The 23,390-nt window shown below is 60.1% G+C and carries 20 protein-coding genes; 6 read left to right on the forward strand and 14 right to left on the reverse strand.

From position 1 onward, the window contains the following. Window positions 1-52: 52 nt before the first annotated feature. Window positions 53-661 (forward strand): FMN-dependent NADH-azoreductase, encoded by a 609-nt coding sequence (locus tag PSH57_RS14005; RefSeq protein WP_305390177.1) that lies wholly within the window; start codon window positions 53-55, stop codon window positions 659-661. Between the two features lie 60 nt (window positions 662-721). Here the strand turns inward: PSH57_RS14005 and PSH57_RS14010 are convergent, their stop codons facing one another. Next, a complete protein-coding gene (locus PSH57_RS14010; RefSeq protein WP_305390179.1) occupies window positions 722-1,915 on the reverse strand; it encodes an MFS transporter in 1,194 nt (397 codons plus the stop codon). 377 nt (window positions 1,916-2,292) lie between these two features. After that, the gene (locus PSH57_RS14015; protein ID WP_092398087.1) at window positions 2,293-3,882 is read right to left on the reverse strand and encodes an ABC-F family ATPase; all 1,590 of its coding nucleotides are present in this window, start codon (window positions 3,880-3,882) and stop codon (window positions 2,293-2,295) included. 402 nt (window positions 3,883-4,284) lie between these two features. Here PSH57_RS14015 and lpxO point away from each other — a divergent pair, with 402 nt between their 5' ends. Continuing rightward, window positions 4,285-5,184: a lipid A hydroxylase LpxO gene (gene lpxO, locus PSH57_RS14020; RefSeq protein ID WP_305390182.1), complete on the forward strand. Its 900-nt coding sequence runs from the start codon at window positions 4,285-4,287 to the stop codon at window positions 5,182-5,184. 24 nt (window positions 5,185-5,208) lie between these two features. On the opposite strand, the gene ligD is transcribed toward lpxO, so the two are convergent. Both ligD and ku read right to left on the reverse strand, forming a co-directional pair. Further along, window positions 5,209-7,197: a DNA ligase D gene (gene ligD / locus PSH57_RS14025; protein WP_305390184.1), complete on the reverse strand. Its 1,989-nt coding sequence runs from the start codon at window positions 7,195-7,197 to the stop codon at window positions 5,209-5,211. A gap of 34 nt (window positions 7,198-7,231) precedes the next feature. Next, the gene (gene ku, locus PSH57_RS14030; protein ID WP_305390185.1) at window positions 7,232-8,122 is read right to left on the reverse strand and encodes a non-homologous end joining protein Ku; all 891 of its coding nucleotides are present in this window, start codon (window positions 8,120-8,122) and stop codon (window positions 7,232-7,234) included. A 199-nt stretch (window positions 8,123-8,321) separates the two neighbouring features. Between ku and PSH57_RS14035 the strand changes: the two genes are divergently transcribed. The 4 genes from PSH57_RS14035 (at window position 8,322) to PSH57_RS14050 (ending at window position 11,721) form a co-directional block, all read left to right on the forward strand. Then, the gene (locus PSH57_RS14035) at window positions 8,322-8,660 is read left to right on the forward strand and encodes a hypothetical protein (RefSeq protein ID WP_305390186.1); all 339 of its coding nucleotides are present in this window, start codon (window positions 8,322-8,324) and stop codon (window positions 8,658-8,660) included. A 46-nt stretch (window positions 8,661-8,706) separates the two neighbouring features. Then, window positions 8,707-9,855 carry a PQQ-dependent sugar dehydrogenase gene (locus PSH57_RS14040; protein WP_305390187.1) on the forward strand — a complete coding sequence of 383 codons (1,149 nt, stop codon included), beginning with the start codon at window positions 8,707-8,709 and terminating at the stop codon, window positions 9,853-9,855. A 198-nt stretch (window positions 9,856-10,053) separates the two neighbouring features. Next, a complete protein-coding gene (ilvA, locus tag PSH57_RS14045; protein WP_305416660.1) occupies window positions 10,054-11,061 on the forward strand; it encodes a threonine ammonia-lyase, biosynthetic in 1,008 nt (335 codons plus the stop codon). A gap of 381 nt (window positions 11,062-11,442) precedes the next feature. Continuing rightward, window positions 11,443-11,721: a DUF1652 domain-containing protein gene (locus tag PSH57_RS14050; RefSeq protein ID WP_305390189.1), complete on the forward strand. Its 279-nt coding sequence runs from the start codon at window positions 11,443-11,445 to the stop codon at window positions 11,719-11,721. Between the two features lie 79 nt (window positions 11,722-11,800). Here the strand turns inward: PSH57_RS14050 and PSH57_RS14055 are convergent, their stop codons facing one another. The 10 genes from PSH57_RS14055 to PSH57_RS14100 all read right to left on the reverse strand — a co-directional run bounded on the left by PSH57_RS14055 (window position 11,801) and on the right by PSH57_RS14100 (window position 23,347). Then, window positions 11,801-12,739, reverse strand: coding sequence for a carbohydrate kinase family protein (locus PSH57_RS14055; RefSeq protein ID WP_305390191.1), 939 nt, complete (start codon window positions 12,737-12,739; stop codon window positions 11,801-11,803). 12 nt (window positions 12,740-12,751) lie between these two features. Next, window positions 12,752-14,239 (reverse strand): xylulokinase, encoded by a 1,488-nt coding sequence (gene xylB / locus PSH57_RS14060; RefSeq protein ID WP_305390192.1) that lies wholly within the window; start codon window positions 14,237-14,239, stop codon window positions 12,752-12,754. A gap of 181 nt (window positions 14,240-14,420) precedes the next feature. Then, window positions 14,421-15,902, reverse strand: coding sequence for a mannitol dehydrogenase family protein (locus PSH57_RS14065; RefSeq protein ID WP_305390193.1), 1,482 nt, complete (start codon window positions 15,900-15,902; stop codon window positions 14,421-14,423). Window positions 15,903-15,917: 15 nt separating this feature from the next. Continuing rightward, window positions 15,918-17,021, reverse strand: coding sequence for an ABC transporter ATP-binding protein (locus PSH57_RS14070; protein WP_305390194.1), 1,104 nt, complete (start codon window positions 17,019-17,021; stop codon window positions 15,918-15,920). Window positions 17,022-17,060: 39 nt separating this feature from the next. Further along, window positions 17,061-17,891, reverse strand: coding sequence for a carbohydrate ABC transporter permease (locus PSH57_RS14075; RefSeq protein ID WP_173406940.1), 831 nt, complete (start codon window positions 17,889-17,891; stop codon window positions 17,061-17,063). Window positions 17,892-17,901: 10 nt separating this feature from the next. Then, window positions 17,902-18,834: a carbohydrate ABC transporter permease gene (locus PSH57_RS14080; protein WP_305390195.1), complete on the reverse strand. Its 933-nt coding sequence runs from the start codon at window positions 18,832-18,834 to the stop codon at window positions 17,902-17,904. 142 nt (window positions 18,835-18,976) lie between these two features. Further along, window positions 18,977-20,290, reverse strand: a complete 1,314-nt coding sequence (locus tag PSH57_RS14085; protein WP_305390196.1) for an ABC transporter substrate-binding protein — start codon at window positions 20,288-20,290, stop codon at window positions 18,977-18,979. Between the two features lie 328 nt (window positions 20,291-20,618). Then, the gene (locus PSH57_RS14090) at window positions 20,619-21,524 is read right to left on the reverse strand and encodes an AraC family transcriptional regulator (RefSeq protein ID WP_305390198.1); all 906 of its coding nucleotides are present in this window, start codon (window positions 21,522-21,524) and stop codon (window positions 20,619-20,621) included. 57 nt (window positions 21,525-21,581) lie between these two features. Beyond that, the gene (locus tag PSH57_RS14095; RefSeq protein ID WP_305390200.1) at window positions 21,582-22,895 is read right to left on the reverse strand and encodes a glycosyltransferase; all 1,314 of its coding nucleotides are present in this window, start codon (window positions 22,893-22,895) and stop codon (window positions 21,582-21,584) included. An 80-nt stretch (window positions 22,896-22,975) separates the two neighbouring features. Next, entirely contained in the window at window positions 22,976-23,347 is a 372-nt protein-coding gene (locus PSH57_RS14100) for a response regulator (protein WP_422766083.1), read from the reverse strand. Window positions 23,348-23,390: the final 43 nt, after the last annotated feature.

A 23,390-nucleotide genomic window follows, 5' to 3' on the forward strand; every position in this document is an offset into this window, starting at 1 on the left:
GATTGTTCTCAATTGATCGCTTGGTCGCGATCCTCACTTGGAGAGCACATACATGAAACTGTTGCACATTGATTCGAGCATCCTGGGCGACAATTCCGCGTCCCGCCAATTGAGCCATGACGTGGTTGAGGCCTGGAAAGCGGCCGAAGCGGACGTCATGGTGACCTACCGCGACCTGGCGGCCGATGCCATCAGCCACTTTTCCGCCCAGACCCTGATCGCCGCCGGTACCAGCGCTGAACTGCGCGACGCCGCTCAGAAGCACGAGACTGACCTCAGTGCCTCGACCATGGCCGAATTCCTGGCCGCGGACGCGGTGGTTATCGCCGCGCCGATGTACAACTTCACCATTCCGACCCAGCTCAAGGCCTGGATCGACCGTATCGCTGTGGCCGGGCAAACCTTCCGCTACACCGAAGCTGGCCCAGAAGGCCTGTGTGGTGGCAAGAAACTGGTGATCGTTTCCACCTCAGGCGGCCTGCATGCCGGCCAGCCAAGCGGCGTGGCGCATGAGGAGTATCTGAAGGTAATGTTCGGTTTCCTCGGTATCACCGACATTGAGTTCGTTCGCGCCGAGGGCCTGGCTTACGGTGACGAGATGCGCACCAAAGCCATGAGCGAAGCCAAGCTGCAGATCAGCGAGCAATTCGCCGCAGCGTAAAGACCGCGCAAAAAATACCAGGCCTGGGCGAACCGGCCTGGTTGGTTTGCGCAAGGTCGATCAATAATCGGCTTTTTCGGTACGATGGCGCAGCAGTAAAGTCAGCCCCAGTCCGATGATCGACAGCAGTGCCGCACAGAAAAAGATCGAGGAATAACCCAGATTCAACGCCACCGCGCCCATCAAGGGCCCGGCAATCGCCAGCGCCAGGTCGAAGAACACCGCGTAGGCACTCAGTCCTGCGCCACGACTGGTATTAGGCACCTGCTTGATGGCCTCCACGCCCAGCGCCGGATACACCAGCGACAGCCCGAAACCGGCCAGCCCCGCGCCGATCAAGGCGAAGGCGGTGGAGGGCGCCAGCCAAAGCAACACCAACCCCAAGGTTTCGATGCACATGCAGGCAATGGCCGTCCTGAAGCCTCCGAAACGGGCGATGCTGGAAATGAACAACAATCGCGACAGGATGAAACAGACGCCAAACACCGTCAGGCACCAGGCCGCACCTGTCCAGCCGCGACTGACATAAAACAACGTGATGAACGTGGTGAGCGTACCGTAGCCGATCGAAGCCAGACACAGGCTCGTTCCGTACGGTGCTATACGCCCGAATACCGCCCAAAAAGGCAGGCGTTCGCCGCGAATGACCGGCACCGAAGGCTTTTTGCGGATCAGCAGCAGGGCCGCACCGGCCAGCAGCGACAAGGCGATACCCAGGCTGACAAAGCCCAGTTCCCCGACCATCACCACCCCCAGTGGCGCGCCGATGGCAATGGCCCCATAAGAGGCGATGCCGTTCCATGAAATCGAGCGGGCCGTGTGTTCGACACCCACCTGGCCCATGCACCAACTGATGGTCCCCACGCCAATCAGGCCCTGGGCCACGCCGAGCAGCAACCGGCCGGCGATCAGGATCAACAGGCTCAGCAGTGGAAAGCTTTGCAGCAGCGTCGAGAGCAACGTCAGCAAACCACTGAGGACGATCCCGTACAGTCCATAAACGATCGCCCGCTTGGTGCCGATACTGTCCGATAGCCGCCCGGCCATGGGTCGACTGAGCAGCGTCGCCAGATACTGGGAGCCGATGGTCAACCCGGCCACCACGGCACTGAAGCCCAACTGCTCGTGGACATAGCCCGGCAACACGGCAATCGGCAGGCCGATGCAGAGGAAGGCGATGAAGGTATAAAAAACGATGGAAATGATCTGCCAGGTGATCGACAGGGAACTGGGGGCGGGTGAGTGCGTTGGCATGGGGCTCGTTCGCGGGCGGCGGTTAAGAGAGCTTCATCATGGCGTGCGGCGGGAATAAAAGAAAGCAGGCTAACGGTTTGCCCGGCAGGTGATGGCGCCGACGCTATCGCGAGCAGGCTCGCTCCCACATTTTGATCTGCGGCGACCGGAGACATTCGGTCTGCAGCCTCCCTTGTGGGAGCGGGCTTGCTCGCGAAAGCGGTGGTTCAGCTTGCAGAGATGTTGACTGTGCCGCCGCCTTCGCGAGCAGGCTCGCTCCCACAAGGGGGCAGGTGCAGGATTCCTCCCACAGCTCTTATCCTTGGAAACTAAAAAGCCCTGTCACAACGGACAGGGCTTTTCACTTGCAGCTTGAAGCTTACAACTCATGGCTGCTCTTAGAACAGCACACCCTGGCTGCGCAGGTAATCGTCATAGGTGCCGCTGAAGTCGATCACGCCGTCGGCGCTCAACTCGATGATGCGCGTGGCCAGGGACGATACGAACTCTCGGTCGTGGCTGACGAAGATCAGCGTGCCCGGGTAGTTTTCCAGCGCCAGGTTCAGCGCCTCGATGGATTCCATGTCCAGGTGGTTGGTCGGTTCGTCCATCACCAGCACGTTCGGCTTTTGCAGGATCAGCTTGCCGAACAGCATGCGACCCTGTTCGCCACCGGAAATGACCTTGACCGACTTGAGGATCTCGTCGTTGGAAAACAGCATGCGACCCAAGGTGCCACGAACCAGTTGTTCGCCGCCCTGGGTCCATTGGCCCATCCAGTCGAACAGGTTGACGTCGTCTTCGAAGTCGTGGGCGTGGTCCTGGGCGTAGTAGCCCAGTTCTGCGGCGTCGGTCCATTTCACGGTACCGGCATCCGGCTCCAGTTCATTGACCAGGGTGCGCAGCAAGGTGGTCTTGCCGATGCCGTTCGGGCCAATGATCGCCACGCGCTCGCCGGCTTCGACGGTGAAGCTGAAGTCCTTGAACAGCGGCTTGCCATCGAACCCTTTGGCCATGCCTTCGACAATCACTGCCTGGCGGTGCAGCTTTTTGGTCTGTTCGAAGCGAATGAACGGGCTGACACGGCTCGATGGCTTGACCTCGGCCAACTGGATCTTGTCGATCTGCTTGGCGCGAGAGGTGGCTTGCTTGGCTTTCGAGGCGTTGGCCGAGAAGCGGCTGACGAACGATTGCAGTTCGGAAATCTGCGCTTTCTTCTTGGCGTTGTCCGACAGCAGTTGCTCGCGGGACTGGGTCGCCACGGTCATGTACTCGTCGTAGTTGCCCGGGAACAGACGCAGCTCGCCGTAGTCCAGGTCAGCCATGTGAGTGCAGACACTGTTCAGGAAGTGACGGTCGTGGGAGATGATGATCATCAGGCTCGAACGCTGGGTCAGCACGTTTTCCAGCCAGCGGATGGTGTTGATATCCAGGTGGTTGGTCGGTTCGTCCAGCAGCAACACTTCCGGGTCAGAGAACAGCGCCTGAGCCAGCAGTACCCGCAGTTTCCAGCCGGGCGACACTTCGCTCATCGGGCCGAAATGCTGCTCGATGCCAATCCCCAGGCCCAGCAGCAGTTCACCGGCACGGGACTCGGCAGTGTAGCCGTCCATCTCGGCGAATTCGGTTTCCAGCTCTGCCACGGCCATGCCGTCTTCTTCGGTCATTTCCGGCAGCGAATAGATGCGGTCGCGTTCGGCCTTGACCTTCCACAGCTCTTCGTGGCCCATGATCACGGTGTCGATCACGGTGAATTCTTCGTAGGCGAACTGGTCCTGGCGCAGTTTACCCAGGCGCACGTTCGGCTCGAGCATGACCTGGCCGCCGGATGGCTCGAGGTCGCCACCGAGGATCTTCATGAAGGTCGACTTGCCGCAACCGTTGGCGCCGATCAGACCGTAGCGGTTACCCGCGCCGAACTTGACAGAGACGTTTTCGAACAGCGGCTTGGCGCCGAACTGCATCGTGATGTTAGCTGTAGAGATCAAAGGTTTATCCTGCGGAACATTCAGAGTAGCTAAGGGTGCGGCAGTACCTGTTCAGTACCTGTTTGCGCAGGTCCCGACCGCGCAAAAGCATCGCGGTCGCAAGCGCAAGGGTCCATCCGGCATAAGAGGACAGCAGCATACGGAGCGCCTGACCCAAATAGACGTATGCCGAAGCCGGAATCCGGTATCGGCCAAAAGGGGGCGCGTAATGTTTGGCGGCAATTGTACTGATCTGACCGCGTTAACGATAGGGTGTAACCCAGGCAAGACAGTTTTTCACAACTCAGGGATAACCTTCGGTTACCAGTTGTGGCTAAATTGCTGTCTCACTTACACCATTTCCCACGCCGCCTGGCTGTGCGGGAAGTGGCAGCCTGTCCACTTTTGATGTGTGCGGATACTGTGAAACTCATCATTGCCGCGATCTATATCCTCTCTATCGGCTATGTACATCTGCGCGGGCGCGTTCGGCACAAGCTCGGACGCCAGTTGAGCGACCATTCGTCCTTCCTTGCGCCGATCAACTGCCTGCTTTACCTGTGCTCGAAACTGCCCAACAAGCCGTTCCTGAACCCGGCGCAGTTTCCCGACCTGAGTCCGCTGCAGACCCATTGGCAGGAGATCCGTGCCGAAGGCCAGAATTTGCTGCGAGCGGGCGAGATCAAGCGTTCCAACCAGTACGACGATGTCGGCTTCAATTCGTTCTTCAAGACCGGCTGGAAGCGTTTCTACCTGAAGTGGTACGCCGACAGCCATCCCTCGGCCATGAAGCTGTGCCCGCGCACCACTGAGCTGGTGCAGAGCATCGGTTCGATCAAGGCGGCGATGTTCGCCGAGCTGCCACCGGGTTCCAAGCTGGTTCGTCATCGCGACCCGTATGCCGGGTCCTATCGATATCACCTGGGCCTGGAAACACCCAATGATGCCGGCTGCTACATCAATGTCGACGGTGAGCATTACCATTGGCGTGATGGCGAGGCGGTGATATTCGACGAAACCTTCATTCATTACGCCCAGAACACCACGCCACACAATCGCATCATTCTGTTTTGCGACGTTGAACGACCCATGAGATTTCGCTGGGCTGGAGCATTTAACCGCTGGTTCAGCCGCACCGTGATGGCTGCCGCCGGAGCGCCCAACGACGCCGGTGACAAGACGGGCGGCCTGAACCGCGCGTTTTCCAGGCTTTACAGGATCCGCCTGCAAGCCAAGGCGCTGAAGAAGCGCAACCGCAAGCTGTATTACTTGCAGAAGTGGGCGTTCTTCGGCGGTCTGCTGGCGGTATTTATCTGGATCTGAGCGCGGTGACACTCCGTACCAGGATCATTCCCCGGGTTTTTGCGCGTCCAGTTGCTCCCACATCCTGGCCGTGATTCGCTGGCGATGGTTGTAACCCTGCCAAGGGTCGGCACCCAGGTTTCTGGCCCGTTCAAGCGCGGTATAAATATCCCATTGCTGGGCGTTACGCAGACCGTCGAGTTCGGCCCGGGCAATCGGTACTGATACCGGCAGACCTGGCCGAGCGCGCACCGAGTAGGCGGTTACGGTGCTGGCGCCCCGGGCGTTACGCAGGTAGTCGACAAATATTTTCCCGACACGGTTCTTGGGCCCCATGGTCGCGGTGATCCGTTGTGGCATCTGCCGGGTCATGAACAGGGAGATGGCTTTGGCGAAAGCCTTGGTAATGTCCCAGCCTTCACTACGGGCCAACGGCACGATGACATGCATGCCTTTGCCTCCGCTGGTCTTGAGGAAGGCCTGCAAACCCAGTTCGTCGAGTACCGAGAGGGTCAGGCGAGTCGCCTCAATCATGGCGCTCCAAGGCAGCGATGGGTCGGGGTCCAGATCAAGAACGAACAGGTCCGGCGTCTCGATCCGATCATGCGTGGCGGCCCATGTGTGTAACTCCACCGTGCCCATTTGTGCCGCGCTGACCAACGATTGGACACTGTCGATTTCCATCAGCGCGGCATGGCCGGGATCCAGTCCCGGATCCAGCTGTTTGATGTGGGGAATGTCCAGGCGATCGGCGTGCTTCTGAAAGAATTGCTCCTCGCCGATTCCCTCGGGGGCCCTCAGCAGGGCGACAGGGCGCTGCTTCAGATGCGGCAGAATCCAGGGAGCGATGTCCTCGTAGTACTGCGCCAGTTCAACTTTCTGCACACCGCTGACGCTGTCGATGACGCGCTCGGGGTGGGAAATATCCACCCCGGCGACCTGTACGACTCGGCTTTTGCCGCGGATCGAGGCCTTGGAGGGCATGGTTTTTATCGGAACGGGTTGCTCGCGGACAACCTCACCGGCCGGCGTGTCGCTCGACAGGTCCAGGAACGCCGCCTGACGCACCAGACCGTCGCGGGTCCATTCGGCGAACTCGACCTCACAGACTTGGGTCGGCTCCACCCAATGCACGCTGCGGCTTTGCGAGCTGCTAAGCGGTGCGGCCAGTGGCGAATTGTCTCGCTCCAGGGCACAGAGTTGCTCGTGCAGTTGTTTGAGCCAGGATTGAGAAAACCCTGTGCCGACGCGGCCGGCATATATCAATCCCTTGGGCCCGTTGACCGCCAGCAACAGGGCGCCGAAACCACTGCGCCGGCCTTTGGGGCGGGTGAAGCCGACGATCACGAACGCCTGGCGCAGACGACACTTGAGTTTGATCCAGTCGGCGCTTCGTCGGGACACATACGGGCTGCCGAGGCGTTTGCCGACCACGCCGTCCAGGGAGAGCGCGTTGGCACTTTCAAAAATGTCGTGCTGGTTGGCGGAAAACGACTCAGAGAAGCGCAGTCGCTTGCTGGTGTTGTTCTTCAGCGCCTTCTTGAGGGCCGCCCGGCGCTTTTCAACCGGCGTCTGGCGCAGGTCGACGCCATTGAGAAAAGGCGCATCAAACAGCACATACACCAGGTCTACCGTGCGGCCAATCTCGAAGGCCTGTCGCAGGGCCGCAAAATCAGAGTGCCCCTCGTCATCGAGCAAGACCAGTCCACCATCAAGCCAGCTGTCGCTCAAATTCAGCTCGGCCAAGGCATCGGCATGCAATTGCAGACGAGCGGTCCAGTCCTGCTGATTGCGGCTGAGCAAACGCACCTCGCCATCTTCAATGCGGGCCATTAAGCGATAGCCATTGAACTGGACTTCATAACGCCATTCACCGGCGGGGGGTTGCTCCACGGGTGTGGCGCGCTGCGGCAGCAAGCGCTCGGGAAGTGAGTTGGCGACATCGGCCTGGTTCTGCCGAGTGCGCTTGCGGCTTGTTTTCTGCTCCGGCTCTGCACCAGACAAACGGGCGTATTCTCTCTCGGCCTTGGCCATGACGGATTCCCTTGTATTGCGGGCGCTCGGGAGGTTAGCCCCGGGACGCCTTGGTGGCTTTTTTTACGGGAGCGGATTTACTGGTCTTCGCCGGTTTTGCAGAGGTTTTTGCGGCAGGTTTGTCAGGCGCCTTGCCCTTGCCGCCCAGGCTGCGCTTGAGCAGTTCGGTAAGGTCGATGACATCGGCGCTTTTGCGCTGTTCTTCGCCCGGTTCGGTTTCCACCGCCTCGAGCCGGCCTTCTTTGGCCTTTTTCTCCACCAGTTCCATGATCTTGTCTTCGAAGCTGTCCCGGTACTCTTGCGGCTCCCAATCGGCGCTCATGTCCTGCACCAGCCGCTTGGCCATCTCCAGCTCCCCCTTGGCCAGGGTTGGCTTGATGACTTCATCGCCCAGCTCCAGGATGTCGAGTTCGCGCACTTCGGCGGGCCAGCGCAGCATCACCAGCACCAGCGCAGACTCCAGTGGCATCAGGGCCGCCAGATGCTGGCGGGTATGCAGCACGACATGGGCCAGGGCCACCTTGTTGGTCTTGATCAGGGTTTCGCGCAGCAGGGCGTAGACCTTGCCGCCGCGTTTGTCTGGCGCCAGGAAGTAGGGCGTGTCGATGTTTTGCAGAGGGATTTTTTCGCTGTCGACGAAAGAAAAAATATCGATGGTCTGGGTGGACTTGGGGTGGGCCGAGCGAATTTCCTCTTCGCTGAGCAGAACGTATTGGCCTTTCTGATATTGCACACCCTTGACGATATTTTCCTTGGTCACTTCCTTGCCGGTGACCTTGTTCACTCGCTTATAGCCAACCGGGTCCATGCTGCGCTTGTCCAGCCAGTCGAAGTCCACACCCTGGGAGGAAGTGGCCGACACCAGCGCCACAGGAATGTGGACCAGTCCGAAGCTGATTGCGCCTTTCCAGATTGCCCGTGCCATGGAGAGGTTTCCTTGCCGGTGAATGAGTCATTCAGGTGACCTTGCGGCCTTCGCAAAAGTTTCCACGGAGCGCCGGTTGACCCGCCCCTGCATTACCTTCGAGACGCTTGGTTACATCTTCGGACGGACATTTTCCTTAACAACGGCGAACCTGCGGCGTAGCGTGCTTTCGATATGCCTGAATCCAGGAGGTGCTCCGATGAACAGGCTGCTACTCGCCATCATGACGCTATTGCTGACCAGCGCTGCCCAGGCGGCAACGCCTGACCGCGGGGCCATGGTTCTGGCCCAGAACCTGCCAAACAACAATCCCTATAACAGTCCGATCCGCCGGGCCAATCCCAACAGCATGCAGGGCACCCGGCCCAACGTGCCGATGATTCGTAACAACCCGACGGTTCCTGTTCCCCGGCCACCCACGCTGGATAACGGCGGCATCGGCAATGGTTATCCTCGCTCCGGACAGCCTGCGGGTTCACCGTCGCCCACGATCAAGTCCCCAGCGCCTGCGAGGAACACCCAGAACGGCACTCGCTAGGTGTTGAGCCTGCTGGTCCCTTTCCACACCACAGAAGGAAGTGTGCATGTTGCGTAAAACACTCCTGGCCGCGTTTTGCGCCAGCGCTGTACTGACTCTCGCCATGCCGGCGGCTGCCGCGCAAACCCAGCAACTCAAGAGCGAGGAGGGCACGGTGGAGGTGACCACCGTGGTCAAGGGGCTCGAACACCCCTGGTCCGTGGCTTTCCTGCCTGACCAACAGGGCATGTTGGTCACAGAGCGAGCGGGCAACCTGCGCCGGGTCAGCCCTGATGGGCAGCTCTCGGCGCCGTTGAACGGCGTACCTGAGGTCTGGGCCAAAGGCCAGGGCGGTTTGCTGGACGTCGTGCTGTCGCCGGACTTCAAGCAGGACCGCACGGTCTACCTGTCATACGCCGAGGCCGGCGATGACGGCAAGGCAGGCACCGCCGTGGGCCGTGGGCAATTGTCCGAAGACCTGCAGAGCCTCAAGAACTTCAATGTGATTTTCCGCCAGCAGCCCAAGCTTTCCACGGGCAACCACTTTGGCTCGCGCCTGGTGTTCGATCGGGACGGCTATCTGTTCATCACCCTGGGGGAAAACAACGAGCGTCCCACGGCCCAGGACCTGGACAAGCTCCAGGGCAAGATCGTGCGCATCTACCCGGACGGCAAAGTGCCGGACGATAACCCGTTTGTCGGTCAGGCAAACGTGCGCCCCGAGATTTGGTCCTACGGCGTTCGCAACCCCCAAGGGGCGGCGCTCAATCCCTGGAACGGGACGCTGTGGGAGAACGAGCACGGCCCCAGAGGCGGCGATGAGCTGAATATCATCGAACGCAGCAAGAACTACGGCTGGCCGCTGGCGACTCACGGCATCAACTACTCCGGGGCGCCGATCCCGGAAGCCGGCGGCAAGACCGCCGAAGGCACTCTTGGCCCTTTTCACGTCTGGGAAGTGTCGCCAGGGCTGAGCGGCATGGCGTTCTATGACGGTGATCGCTTTAAGGCCTGGCAACGCAACGTGTTCATCGGTGCGCTGGTGTCGCGGAATCTGATCCGCCTGGAACTGGAGGGTGACAAGGTCGTTCACGAAGAACGCCTGCTGGGTGAGCTCGGCGAGCGTATCCGCGACGTTCGCCAGGGGCCGGACGGTTTCCTGTACGTGCTGACAGATGATGACGATGGGGCGCTGTATAAAGTCGGGCTCAAGTGATTGGCCGCAGTGCCCATTGACTTGCCTGCCAGCGGCAGGCTAATTTCCAGCCATGACCAGCACCGTATTGCGTAGCCAGCCAAGCATTATTACCGCCATTCCTTATTTGGCGGGCTAGCTGACGACTGCACCCAACCCGCCTCCGAGGCGGGTTTTTTCTTTCTGTCTCCGGAGTTTTGTCCAAACCAGGAGACCGCCATGACCACCACACGCCCCGAGCAGGCCCTGCTAGAGCGCTATGTTAAGAAGATCCTGGCCGCGCCAGTGTACGACTTGGCTGTGCGCACACCGCTGCAGGCGGCCCCTGCGTTGTCTGAAGCCTTGGGCAACCGGATCCTGCTCAAGCGTGAAGACCTGCAGCCGACTTTTTCTTTCAAAATCCGCGGCGCCTACAACAAACTGGTACAACTGACCGCGGAGCAACGGGCTTGCGGTGTCATCACTGCTTCGGCGGGCAATCACGCCCAAGGCGTGGCGCTGGCCGCCCGTGAGCTGGGCATATCGGCCAGCATCGTCATGCCGCTGACCACACCGCAGCTCAAGGTACTGGGCGTGCGCAACCGGGGCGCCGAAGCCGTGCTGCACGGAGAGAGCTTTCCTTTTGCCCTGGAATACGCACTGGAACTGGCCCGACAGACCGGACGAGAGTTCGTTTCGCCCTTCGATGATCCGGACGTGATCGCCGGGCAGGGTACCGTCGCCATGGAAATCCTGCGTCAGCACCCAGGCCGCCTGGACGCCATTTTCGTCCCGGTCGGGGGTGGAGGGCTGATTGCCGGGATCGCGGCCTACGTCAAGTACCTGCGCCCTGAGGTTCGTATCGTTGGGGTAGAGTCGCAACATTCCGCCTGTCTCCAGGCGGCGCTGGCAGCGGGTGAACGGGTAAGCTTGCCAAGCCTGGGAACCTTTGCCGACGGCGTTGCTGTTGCGCAAATAGGTGCCTACGGCTTCGACATCTGCCGTTTCTGCGTCGATGAAGTGATCACCGTCACCGACGACCAATTGTGCGCAGCCATCAGAGACATCTATGACGACACCCGGTCGATAACCGAGCCCTCGGGCGCCTTGGCGGTCGCCGGCATCAAGCAATACGTCGCCCATACCGGGGCACGGGGCCAAACACTGGTGGCAATCGATTCAGGCGCGAATATCAATTTCGATAGCCTGCGCCATGTGGCGGAGCGGGCTGCTGCCGAAGCCATTTGAAGTTTTTTACGCTACGTCACACTTTTTTCGGAGCAGGCGACGGGTGCCCGTTCGCGTCCGCGCAATAAGGTCTAATCTAGCTTGCGACAGGAGCACAGGCAGTTGCAGTTTGCATGAGGAAAATCCCGCTTCCTTGCAATTTGCACGCACGCTCCAACTGTCCTTAACGCTAAGTAGTTGATTTGGATCAATCGGGATTTTCTTTAAAGCAGGCATATTTTTTGCGGGATGATTCAGGAGTTCCCTCTAGGGCTCGATGAGTAGAAACGCCAAAAAGCGAACGAACGGCACGGCATTCGTAGTCCCTGTCCGCATGGAAGAACGGACGAGAATATCACCGTCGTGAACATAAATTGGCCGCCTCAACAGGAGAGAGTCGCCATGTTTTTATCTGCCCTCGAAATGCGAAACATCATTGAAAGCAGCTTGCTGCCCAAGCGCTCGCAATGCACCTTGTCACCCGAGCTGTCGATGACAATCAAGATCTATGACGATCATGAAACCGATCGCGTGGCTTTGATCAAAACCGACATCGATGCCAATAAACTTAATGGTTGCCGCGCAATCAACGACCTGATTGCCGAGTTGCGCACCGAACTTGACCACAATCCCCACGCCGGTAATCACTTCCATCAGCAACACCGAATGACCGGGCGCTGATCACGACCCTGTCTTTATAAGACTCACGTCTGGGGGCGGTCACTGGCCGCCCCCAGCGTCTAGCTTCTACCAGTCCAGCTCAGTCCAATTGCTGCCGATAAGGCAGATCCGGCCCAGTCCTGCCGCAGGTCAGCGCAGCAGCGCGCATGGCAAAGGCGAGCATGGCGCTAACCTGCTCCCGAGTCAGGGTCTGCAGGCCTTCCACTGAATCCAGTTGTTGCTCAGTCAGCCAGGTAATCAATGCCGCCTGGAAGGTGTCGCCTGCGCCGACGGTGTCGGCGATTTGCACCGGGCAAGCGGGCATTGACCAAGAACCGTGCTGACGGCTGAATACCGTCGCGCCTTGGCTGCCACGGGTCAGGAACACCAGTTGGCAACGGTGCTCCATCCAGCGTTCGATGATGGTCTGTGGCGGTTGCTCGGGGTAAAGCAGGCTCAGGTCTTCATCGCTGACCTTGATCAAATCGGCATATTCGACCAGCGTTGCGATTCGCGAGCGCCACAGTTCGATGTCTGGCTGCGGGTTGAGTCGCACGTTGGGATCCAGGCTGATCAGACGTTTGCCGCTCTCGCGCCGTACCAGGGCCAGTAGGGTATCGGCAACGGGTTGCACCACCAGAGAGAAGGAGCCGACGTGCAGGCCGCGTACCTGCGGGCCGAGCACCGGTAGATGCTCCAGGCCCAATTGCCGATCCGCGCAACCTTCACCACGAAAACTGTAGTGGGGCGAGCCGTTGGCACCGACTGCCACCATTGCCAGGGTCGTAGGGGCGTCGAAGTCCAGCACGTATTGGCTGCTGATGCCTTCGTCGAGCAGAACCTGGTGCAAGCGCCGACCGAGGTAGTCGGTGGACAGCCCGGTAAACAGCGCCGACTCCACTCCCAGGCGCCGCAGTCCTACCGCCACGTTGAATGGCGAGCCGCCGGCAATGGCTTTGAAGTTGACCTGTGAGGCCGTGCCGCCCATCTCGTTTTCGCTGAAAAAATCAAACAGCGCTTCACCACATACCAAATACATAATTCTTTTATCTCAGAGACTTGCAACATGTTCTTGATAGTGGACATAAGCTTTTTGCGATGCTGCAACCTGCTCGGTAACAGGCCGCGTTTCACTGGCCGGGTCGAGCTTGACACAACGCTCGCACAGATCGGCCAGGCTTTCCCGTGAGCCTGAATGGCACCACGCCGCCTGAATCGCCGCGCCCAGGGCGGCCGCTTCGCTCTGTTCAGTGCAGATGACCGTCGTATCCATGATATCGGCGACGATCTGCCGCCAAATCGGGCTTTTCGAGCCACCACCGATCAAGCGGATGCTCTGGGCCTCAAGTCCGTTGGCGCGCAGCAGGTCCAGGCCATAGCGCAAACCGAAGGTTGTGCCTTCGACCACCGCCCGGCACAGATTGGCCCGGGTCAGGTTGGTGGTGGTCAGACCGAAAAGGCTGCCGGTGGCATGGGGCAGGGCGGGAACCCGCTCACCGTTGAGAAACGGAAGCATGCACACGCCTTCGGCGCCTATCGGCGCCCTTGCGACCAAGGCGTTGAACGCTTCAATGTCCAGTTCCAGCAGTTCGCGCATGGCCCCGGTGGCGTTGGTCAGGTTCATGGTGCAGATCAGCGGCAACCAGCCACCACTCGATGAGCAGAAGGTTGCCACCGACGGCTGTGGGCTGACCGCAGGTTCTGCGGCATAGGCGTAGACCGTGCCGGAGGAACCCAGGCTCATGGTGATCACCCCGGGCTGGATGTTGCCGGTGCCGATGGCGCCCATCATGTTGTCGCCACCCCCGCTTGCCACCCCCGCGTCGGGGTTGATGCCCAGATGTGCGGCGACGGCCGGCAGGATCCGCCCGACCGGCTGATGGGCCTCGATCAGCTCCGGCAATGCCGACTGCAGCCGGCCATCGGGATCGATGTGTTGCAGCAAGCGCACGTCCCATTGACGGGTACGGACGTTGAAATAGCCGGTTCCCGAGGCGTCGCCGTATTCGCTGCAATGGCGGCCGGTGAGCCAGTGATTGAGAAAGTCGTGGGGCAACAGGATGCTGGCGATGCGGTTGAATAGCTGTGGGTAGTGCTCACGGGTCCACAGCAGTTTGGAAACCGTGTAGCCGGGTGCGATGACCACGCCCAAGCGTTCCAGAGAGCCGCTTTCGCCCCCCAGGTGGGCCAGCAGACGATCGTTTTGCGGGGTGCTTTCGGTGTCACACCACAACTTGGCTGGCCGCAGGACCTGGCCTTGGTCATCAAGCAGTACCAGGCCATGCTGCTGTCCGGAGACACTGATGCCGAGAATGTCCTGGCCATCAACTCCAGCGGATGCCAGGGCCTGATGGGTCGCCTGGGTGAACGCGTCCAGCCATTGCGCGGTATCTTGCTCGCGTCGCCCGTCAGTGCCGCTGATCATGGTGTGGGCAGCAGCGCCGTGTCCCAGGACTTGACCGCTGGTTGCGTCCAGGATCAACGCCTTGGTGCCTTGGGTGCCGCAGTCGATGCCCAGGAACAATTGTTGGTTTGCCATAAAAATCCTTGGGTTAGGAACCGTTGACACAGAACATGTGGCGAGGGGATTTATCCCAGCTGGGCTGCGAAGCAGCCCAAATGTATATGCTACAGGGGTGCATCAGACAGGATGTCGGGGGACGCTTCGCGTCCCAGCGGGGATAAATCCCCTCGCCACAGAAGCGGATCGGGTGCGCAGTTTAGTCCGCGTCAGCCAACACCCGCTCAAGCGTCCGCGTTACCCCGTGCTCGCGCAAGCTGTTGCAGCACCACTCAAATGCTGCCACGAACTCTGGCGAATTGGGGATGGCGGTGCCAAAAATCTCTTCGACCTCCAGCATCCGCTGGGTCACCAGCGCATCGTCGGCCACCAGCGCCTGGCAGAACGCCGCCCGCGGGTCCGGGATCGAGTAGCTCACGCCATTTTCGTCCAGGCCTTTCAAATACACAGCCCAGGCCGCTACCACCAGCGCCGCGCGGCGGGTTTCGCCGCCGTCGGCAATCAAACGGTTGATCGTCGGCACGGTGAATTTGGGAAACTTCGACGAGCCGTCCGAACACACCCGCTCCAACTGGTCGGCAATCGCCTGGTTGGAAAAGCGCTCTACCAGGGTGTTTTTGTAGTCGGTCAGGTCGATCCCCGGTACCGGTGCCAGTTGCGGGGTCACGTCCAGGTCCATGTAGGCACGCATGTAACGCACGAACAACGGGTCGTTCATGGTTTCGTGGACGAAGCGATAACCCTTGAGAAAACCCAGGTAGGTCAGCGCCAGGTGACTGCCGTTGAGCAGCTTGATTTTCATTTCTTCATAGGGCGACACGTCATCGGTGAACTGCACACCAACCTTTTCCCAGGCCGGGCGACCGTTGACGAACTTGTCTTCCAGTACCCATTGCACGAACGGCTCGCAGACCACCGGCCAGGCATCGTCGACCCCATGCTCGTCATGCAGTTGCAGCCGGTGGGCGACGCTGGTCATGGGGGTGATGCGGTCAACCATGGCGTTGGGGAAGCTCACGTGGCGGTCGATCCATTGCCCCAACTCAGCGTCGCGCAAGGCGGCGAATGCCAGCAGCGCTTTGCGGGTCACGGCGCCGTTATGCGGCAGGTTATCGCAGGACATCAGGGTGAATGCCGGGGTGCCAGCGGCGCGGCGCCTGGCCAGGGCGGCACAGAGGAAACCGAAGACGGTTTTCGGTTCATCCGGATGGGCCAGGTCGTGCTGGATTTGCGGCAGGTGGGCCATGAACTCGCCGTTGCTGTCGTCGATGCAATAGCCGCCCTCGGTGATGGTCAGCGAAACGATGCGGATTTGCGGGTCGGCCAGTTTGTCGATCAGGATCTGGGCGCCGTCTTCGGCCAGCAGCATGTCATTGATGGCCCCGATCACCCGGACTTCGGTGTCATCGGTATCCCCCAGCTCGTACAGGGTAAACAGGTAGTCCTGGCTGGCCAGGTCATCCCGGGCGCGGCGATCTTCGGCGCGCAAGCCCACGCCGCAGATGGCCCAGTCCAGGTCGGCGCCGGTGTTCATCAGCGCATCGGTGTAGTAAGCCTGGTGTGCGCGGTGGAAGCCGCCGACGCCGATGTGGGCGATGCCCTGGCTGATCTCGCTCAAGGAATAAGCGGGCAGAGCGACCTCAGGGCTGAGGTTGTGCAGGTTCTGTCGATTGAGTTTCATCACAAGTCTCGGCAATCAGGCGGCGATGCGCAGCGCACGGGTGACCGCCACGCCCTCGGCATCGAATAAGTGGCAGTGTTCAGCATCCAGGTGCAGGTTCAGTTGCTCACCGAAACGGCTCGCCAGGTCGCCGCGCACGCGCATGGTCAACGCTTCGCCGGAGGCGGTCACGACGTGACAGAAGGTGTCGCTGCCCAGGCGCTCGCTGACATCGGCGGTGACTTGCAGCGTGCAATCGCCCGCTTGTGCCAGGTTCAAGTGCTCCGGGCGAATCCCCAGGGTCACCGCGCCGCCGACGCTCAGGCTGGCCCCGCTCAGAGGCAGGCTGATACGCGTGCCGGCGTCCAGCAGGACCTCACAGCCCTGGTTTTCCAGTTGTGTGACTTTGCCTTTTAGAAAGCCCATTTTCGGCGTACCAAGGAACCCGGCGACAAACAGGTTGGCCGGCTGGTGATACAGCTCCAGCGGCGAGCCGACCTGTTCCACGCGCCCGCTGTTGAGCACCACCACCTTGTCGGCCAGGGTCATGGCCTCGACCTGATCATGGGTGACGTAGATCATCGTCGCCTGCAGCTCCTTGTGCAGCCGCGCCAGCTCCAGGCGCATCTGCACTCGCAGGGCGGCGTCGAGGTTGGACAGCGGTTCGTCGAACAGGAAAATCTTCGGGTTGCGCACGATAGCCCGACCGATCGCCACCCGCTGACGCTGTCCGCCGGACAACTGCTTGGGCTTGCGCTCAAGCATTGGCCCCAGTTCGAGGATGCGGGCCGCTTCGTTGACCTTCTTCTCGACTTCGGCCTTGGGCACACCGGCCAGATCCAGGGCGAAGGACATGTTCTTGCGCACGCTCATGTGCGGGTAAAGCGCGTAGGTCTGGAACACCATCGCCAGGTCGCGCTTGGCCGGGCTGACCTCGGTGATGTCCCGACCGTCCAGTTCGATGGTGCCGTCGCTGACTTCTTCCAGGCCGGCGATCAGCCGCAGCAGCGTGGACTTGCCGCAACCCGACGGGCCGACAAAGACCACGAACTCGCGGTCGTTCACCTCAAGGTCGATGCCCTTGATGATGGAGAAACCTTCGAAACCTTTTTGCAGATTCTTGATTTTCAGGTTGGCCATGATGATGGGCCTCCACTTCTGATAATTGTGTAAGGCGCGTTATTTCACGGCGCCGAAGGACAAACCGCGCACCAGCTGTTTCTGGCTGATCCAGCCAAAAATCAGGATCGGCGCGCAGGCCAGGGTCGAAACGGCGGACAACTTGGCCCAGAACAAGCCTTCGGGGCTGGAGTAGGAGGCGATCAGGGCTGTCAGTGGCGCGGCTTTGGACGAGGTGAGGTTCAGCGACCAGAACGCCTCGTTCCAGCACAGGATCAGCGACAGCAGCACAGTGGAGGCCAGGCCACCTTTGGCGATGGGCAGCAGGACACGAACCATTTCCTGCCACAGCGTGGCACCGTCCAGGCGCGCGGCTTCAAGGATGTCGCGGGGGATGTCCTTGAAGTAGGTGTAAATCATCCAGACCACGATGGGCAGGTTGATCAGCGTGTAGATGATGATCAACGCAGTCCGTGTGTCCAGCAGGCCAAAGCTCTTGGCCAGCAGGTAGATCGGCATCAGCACGCCCACCGGCGGCAGCATTTTGGTGGAGAGCATCCACAGCAACGTGCCTTTGGTGCGTTGGGTTTCGTAGAACGCCATGGAGTAGGCCGCCGGCACCGCAATCAGTAGGCACAGGGCGGTGGCGCTGAAGGAAATCACCACCGAGTTCCAGGCGAAGCTGAAGTAGTTGCTGCGCTCGTTGATGTGCAGGTAGTTCTCCAGTGTCGGCGCGAAGATGAACTGCGGCGGCGTGGCGAACGCGTCGATTTCGGTCTTGAAACTGGTCAGCACCATCCAGAAGATCGGGAAAAAGATCAGGATCGCGATGGCCCAGGCCAGCGTACCCAGCAGCAGGCTTTGCAGGCGACGGGATTGTTGAAGTGTCATGGCTGCGGCCTCAGTTCTTGTCGGTGAGGTTTTTGCCGATCATCCGGACCAGGATGATGGCGGCGATATTGGCAATCACCACGGCAATCAGGCCACCGGCCGACGCCATGCCAACGTCGAACTGCACCAGCGCCTGGTTGTAGATCAGGTAGGCGAGGTTGGTCGAGGCGTAGCCGGGGCCGCCGTTGGTGGTGGTGAAAATCTCGGCGAACACCGACAGCAGGAAAATGGTTTCGATCATCAGTACCACCGCAATCGGGCGGGCCAGATGGGGCAGGGTCAGGTGCCAGAAAATCGCGATGGGGCCAGCGCCATCCAGGCGGGCGGCTTCTTTCTGTTCCTGATCCAGGGACTGCATGGCCGTCATCAGGATCAGAATCGCGAAGGGCAACCATTGCCAGGACACGATGATGATGATCGACAACAGCGGGTAGTGGGCCAGCCAATCCACCGGCTGCGCGCCGAACAACTTCCACACTGAGGCGAGGATTCCCGAGACCGGGTGGAAAATCAGGTTCTTCCAGATCAGCGCGCCCACGGTGGGCATGATGAAGAACGGTGAAATCAGCAGCACCCGCACGATGCCCCGGCCGAAAAACTCGCTGGCCTCCAGCAGCGCACTGATCAACACCCCGAACACGATGCTGATCAGCAACACGCTGCCCACCAACAGCAGGGTGTTGGTAGCACCGGGGACGAAGCCCGAATCGGTCAGGAAGTAGGTGAAGTTCTCCAGCCCGACAAATTCGTTCTCACCGGGGTAGAGCAGGTTATAGCGGATCAGTGAGAAGTAGACGGTCATGCCCAATGGCACGATCATCCACAGCAGCAGCAACCCCACCGAGGGACTGACCAGAAACCAGCCTGGATTGGCCAAGCGGCTTTTGCGAACCGGTGGGACAATCTCGCTGGGTGCTTTGGCGGTAGTCGTTGAACTATTCATGGCATTGAACCGATTTTTTGCGGCCTATGAAGATCCAGTGTGGGAGCGGGCTTGCTCGCGAAAACGATCTGTCAGTCACATTAATGTTGGATGTACTGGCCTATTCGCGAGCAAGCCCGCTCCCACAGAAGGCGGGAGCGAGTTACTTTTTGGGATACCCGGCGCGTTTCATTTCGCGCTCCGTGGTCTGCTGGGCGGCGGCCAAGGCCTGGTCGACGGTGGTTTGACCGATCAGGGCGGCGGAGAACAGCTTGCCGACCTGGGTGCCAATGGCCTGGAACTCAGGGATGGTCACCAACTGGATACCGATGTACGGCACGGGTTTGAGGGTCGGTTTGCTCGGGTCGGCGGCCTTGAGTGACTCCAGGGTCACCTTGGCAAACGGCGCTGCTTTCATGTAGGCCTCGCTGTACGTCGAGGCGCGAGTGCCAGGTGGTACGTTGGCGATGCCATCCTTCTCGGCGACCAGGGCGCCATATTCCTTGGAGGTGGCCCAGGCGCTGAAGGTTTTTGCCGCATCCTTGGCTTTGGAGCTGGCCGGGATTGCCAGGGCCCAGGAGTACATCCACGCCGAGCCCTTATCAGTGACTTGTGTTGGTGCGTAGGTAAAGCCTACGTCTTCGCTGACCTTGCTCTGGCTCTTGTCAGTGACAAAAGAGCCGGCCACGCTGGCGTCGACCCAGATCGCACATTTGCCGCTGTTGAACAGCGCCAGGTTTTCGTTGAAACCGTTGCTCGACGCCCCCGGCGGGCCGGACTGCTTCATGGTGTTGACGTAGAAGTTCAGGGCGTTTTTCCACTCGGGACTGGTGAATTGCGGCTTCCATTGTTCATCGAACCAGCGCGCGCCATAGGCGTTGGCCACGGTGGTGATCAGCGCCATGTTCTCACCCCAACCGGCCTTGCCCCGCAGGCAGATGCCGTACTGTTCCTGATCCGGCTTGTTCAGCTTGGCCGCGAAATCGCCGATCTGCTCCCAGGTCGGCCGTTCCGGCATGGTCAGGCCAGCCTCCTTGAACAGGTCGGTGCGGTAGTACGTCATTGAGCTTTCGGCGTAGAACGGCAGGGCGTAGAGCGTGCCCTTGACCGACAGGCCTTCACGTACGGACGGAAAAATATCATCCAGGGCATAACTGGCCGGCAGATCCTTCATCGGTTCGAGCCACCCCTTGGCACCCCAGAGTGCAGCTTCGTACATGCCGATGGTCAGCACATCGAACTGTCCGCCCTGGGTGGCGATGTCGGTGGTCAGGCGCTGGCGCAGGACGTTTTCTTCGAGCACCACCCAATTGAGCTTGATGTCCGGGTGCTCGGCCTCGAAGGTTTTCGAGAGCTTTTGCATGCGGATCATGTCGCTGTTGTTGACGGTGGCTATGGTGAGGGTCTGTGCGCCGAAACTGACGCTGCTGAGGGTCATGCAGGTGGAGACAAGCAGAGCTTTTACCGAAGGTTTCATCGCGCACTCCTTTTCCGCGCCAAGAAGGCTGCGGAAGGACAGTTATTGTTTTTGTGTCTTCCGGATGAAGGGAAGAATGTGCGCTGATTACAGCCCTCAATTGACGGCGTGACAAATCATCCGTCGCACTTTGGCTGATACTTTTTTGCACTGGATGGGATTTGGTGTGGAGAGGGGTTACCTGTGGCGAGGATTTATGTGGGAGCAAAGCTTGCTCGCGATGAAGATGACGCGGTCTCCCGGAGAACCGAGGTGCTTGCATCGCGGGCAAGCCTTGCTCCCACACAGTGGGGATAAATCCCCTCGCCACAGGGATAATCCGGGATTGTCAGCCCTGGTTCTGCTCGGTCAATCGCTGCACCGCCAGCCGCCGATAATGCGAAGGGGTCATGCCCTTGAGCTGCTGGAAGCGCCGGTTGAAGTTGGAAATGTTGTTGAAACCCGATTCAAAACACACATCCGTCACCGGTTTGTCGCCGTCGGCCAACAACTCGCAGGACTTGCTGATACGCAGGCGATTGACGAACTCGATAAAGCAGCGGCCGGTGGCCTGTTTGAAGACGCGGCTAAAATACGTGGGCTTCATGCCCAGGTGGTCGGCCACTTCTTCCAGGGACAATTCCCGTGCGTAATGAGCAAAGATGTAATCCACCGCACGGTTGGTACGGTCGATGCTGTGCTCGTCCGCCGGTTGCCCCGCGGTAGCCCCGGAGAGCAACTGATAGTCATCGGTTGCGGCCAGCAGCTCCATCAGGATGAAAAAATGCCCCAGGCGGCTCATGCCTTGAGAATCGGCGATGCGCTGCATCAGGATCATGGCCTGGCGAATGGTGCGCTTGCAGCGAAATTCGATGCCGTACTGGGCGCGCTCCAGTAGCGGCGCGACGGTCTTGAGCTCGGCAAATACCTGATGACCGCTTTCGAACAGCTCGTCGGTAAAATTGACCAGCATGTCACGCTTGGGCACCACTTCGTCCTCGGCCACCTGACTGATCCAGTTGTGGGGCAGATTGGGGCCGGTAAGAAACAGCGATTGCGGGTAAAAGTTGCCGATGTAGTCACCGATGAACACCTTGCCGGAGCTGGCGACGATCAGGTGCAACTCGTATTCCTTATGGAAATGCCAGCGCACCAGCGGGCACGGGAAGCCGTGCTGGCGATAGATGATGGACAGCCCGTTATGGTCGTCCATCAACTCGTAGGAGGGGTCGGTGACTCTTGCAGTTCGGGTCATGGCCTGGCGCTTTTATTGTTATTGCCTCTGGATAATGCCCCCTTCGCCGCACGGGTGCTACCCCGGAACGCTTCCTGCCTGGCTGTTGCGGTTCTTCTCCTCAATCCACTGGGACATGTATTGAGTGCTCTTGTGTTGGTGGTGACGCAACATACTGCCGGTGAAGTTGTCCCGGCGCCGTTGCGCAAGGTCGCCGCGACAGGCATCGAGGCAATCAATCAGCGCCGGGCCATGGACCTGCCGACGGTAACGGTCCGCCAGCAGCGCCAGGCCGTTATCGCGGGCACGGGTCCAAAGGCTCTGGTCGCTGTACAACTGCACAGCGGCGCGGGCGATATCTTCGGCGCTTTGGTCAATCGATCCGGGCCAGGGCATTTCACCGTGCATGGCCTCTGCGCCGATGGGCGTGGTGACATTGGGTGTGCCGCACAGCATGGCATCGATCAGCTTGCCCTTGATGCCGGCACCGAAACGTAGCGGCGCCAGACAGACACGTGCCTGCGACATGACCTGCAGAGCGTCTTCGGCCCAGTTCATGATGTGAAACCCTTGGGCCGGGTTGTGCAACGCCGTTGCCTTGGGTGGGGTGTAGGCGCCATACAGATGCAGTTGTGCGCCCGGCAGCTGTTGGCGGATCAGTGGCCAAATGGCGTTTTTCATCCAGAGCACGGCGTCCCAATTCGGCGCGTGACGGAAGTTGCCGATGCTCAGGAAGTGCGCCCGATCCTCGAACGGCACGCGCGCTTCGCTCGGCAGGTCCAACATCAGCGGGCACCAATGCAAGAGGTTGCGGGGCAGTTTGAAATGTTCCACCAGCAGCTCGATCTCGACTTCGGACACCATCAGGTTCAGGTCGCATCGATACAGGGCAGCGATTTCCCGCTTGGCCAGGTCGGTGTTAGCCATCAACTCGAACGCCTGAGGCAAGTCCTGTGCAAACAGATCGCTGAAATCCTGGGAAACGCCATCGTCCTTCAAACGATCCTTGAGCCGCTGATGCCGGGCATGGCGCAGGCTTTGCAAATCGGACGTCTCCAGCACCCGAAGGGCGCCGGGGCAGTGTTTCTCGACCCGCCAGCCGAACTGTTCTTCCATCATGAACTGGTCGAACAACACGATATCCGGGGCCAGCTCAGCGATGAATGCGTCGAAGCTGCTGCTGTTGAGTTCGATCGGCACTTCGCGGATGCCCAGCGCGATCAGGTCGGCACGGTTCTCGCCAGGGCCCGCGGGGCTGCTGAAGGTGATGTCCCAGCCTTGCCCGAGAAAGGCTTCCAGGATCTGCATGACGTGCCCGCTGGCAGCCGATGAACGCGGCTCGGGCCAGACATAGCCGATAACCAGAACCTTGGTGGCGGTGGGTTGACGCATGAGCAGGTGCTTCCTTGGAATGAATCGACGTGGGCGCTATCAGCGCGGGGCGCCGATAGTGACCAACAATCCCGTCCGGCTCAAGAAAGAATGCCGTTGACCTTATCGCGCAACTGATCGATGGAAAAAGGCTTACCAATCACCGCCATGCCTTCAGGCACATCAATGCTTTCGGCATACCCGCTGGCAAACAGAATGGGCAGCTGAGGCCGAGCCGATCGGGCCTGCTTGGCCAGCTCGCGACCGTCCATCACCGGCAGGCCGACATCGGTCATCATCAGGGCGATGGGCTGCGCATCATCGCTCAGATACGCCAGGGCCTGTTCGCAGCCGTCCGCTTCCAGTACCTGGTATTCCAGCTCTTCCAGCACGTCGACAATCAACATGCGCACGATGTCGTCGTCTTCGACTACCAGAATGGTCGGCTGGGTATCAGGAGCGGGGTTGTGCATGGTAGACATTCTCGGTGTATTGGGTTGGGAGGACGCGCCGAAA

The sequence above is a fragment of the Pseudomonas hefeiensis genome (genome assembly GCF_030687835.1).
GTDB lineage: Bacteria > Pseudomonadota > Gammaproteobacteria > Pseudomonadales > Pseudomonadaceae > Aquipseudomonas > Aquipseudomonas hefeiensis.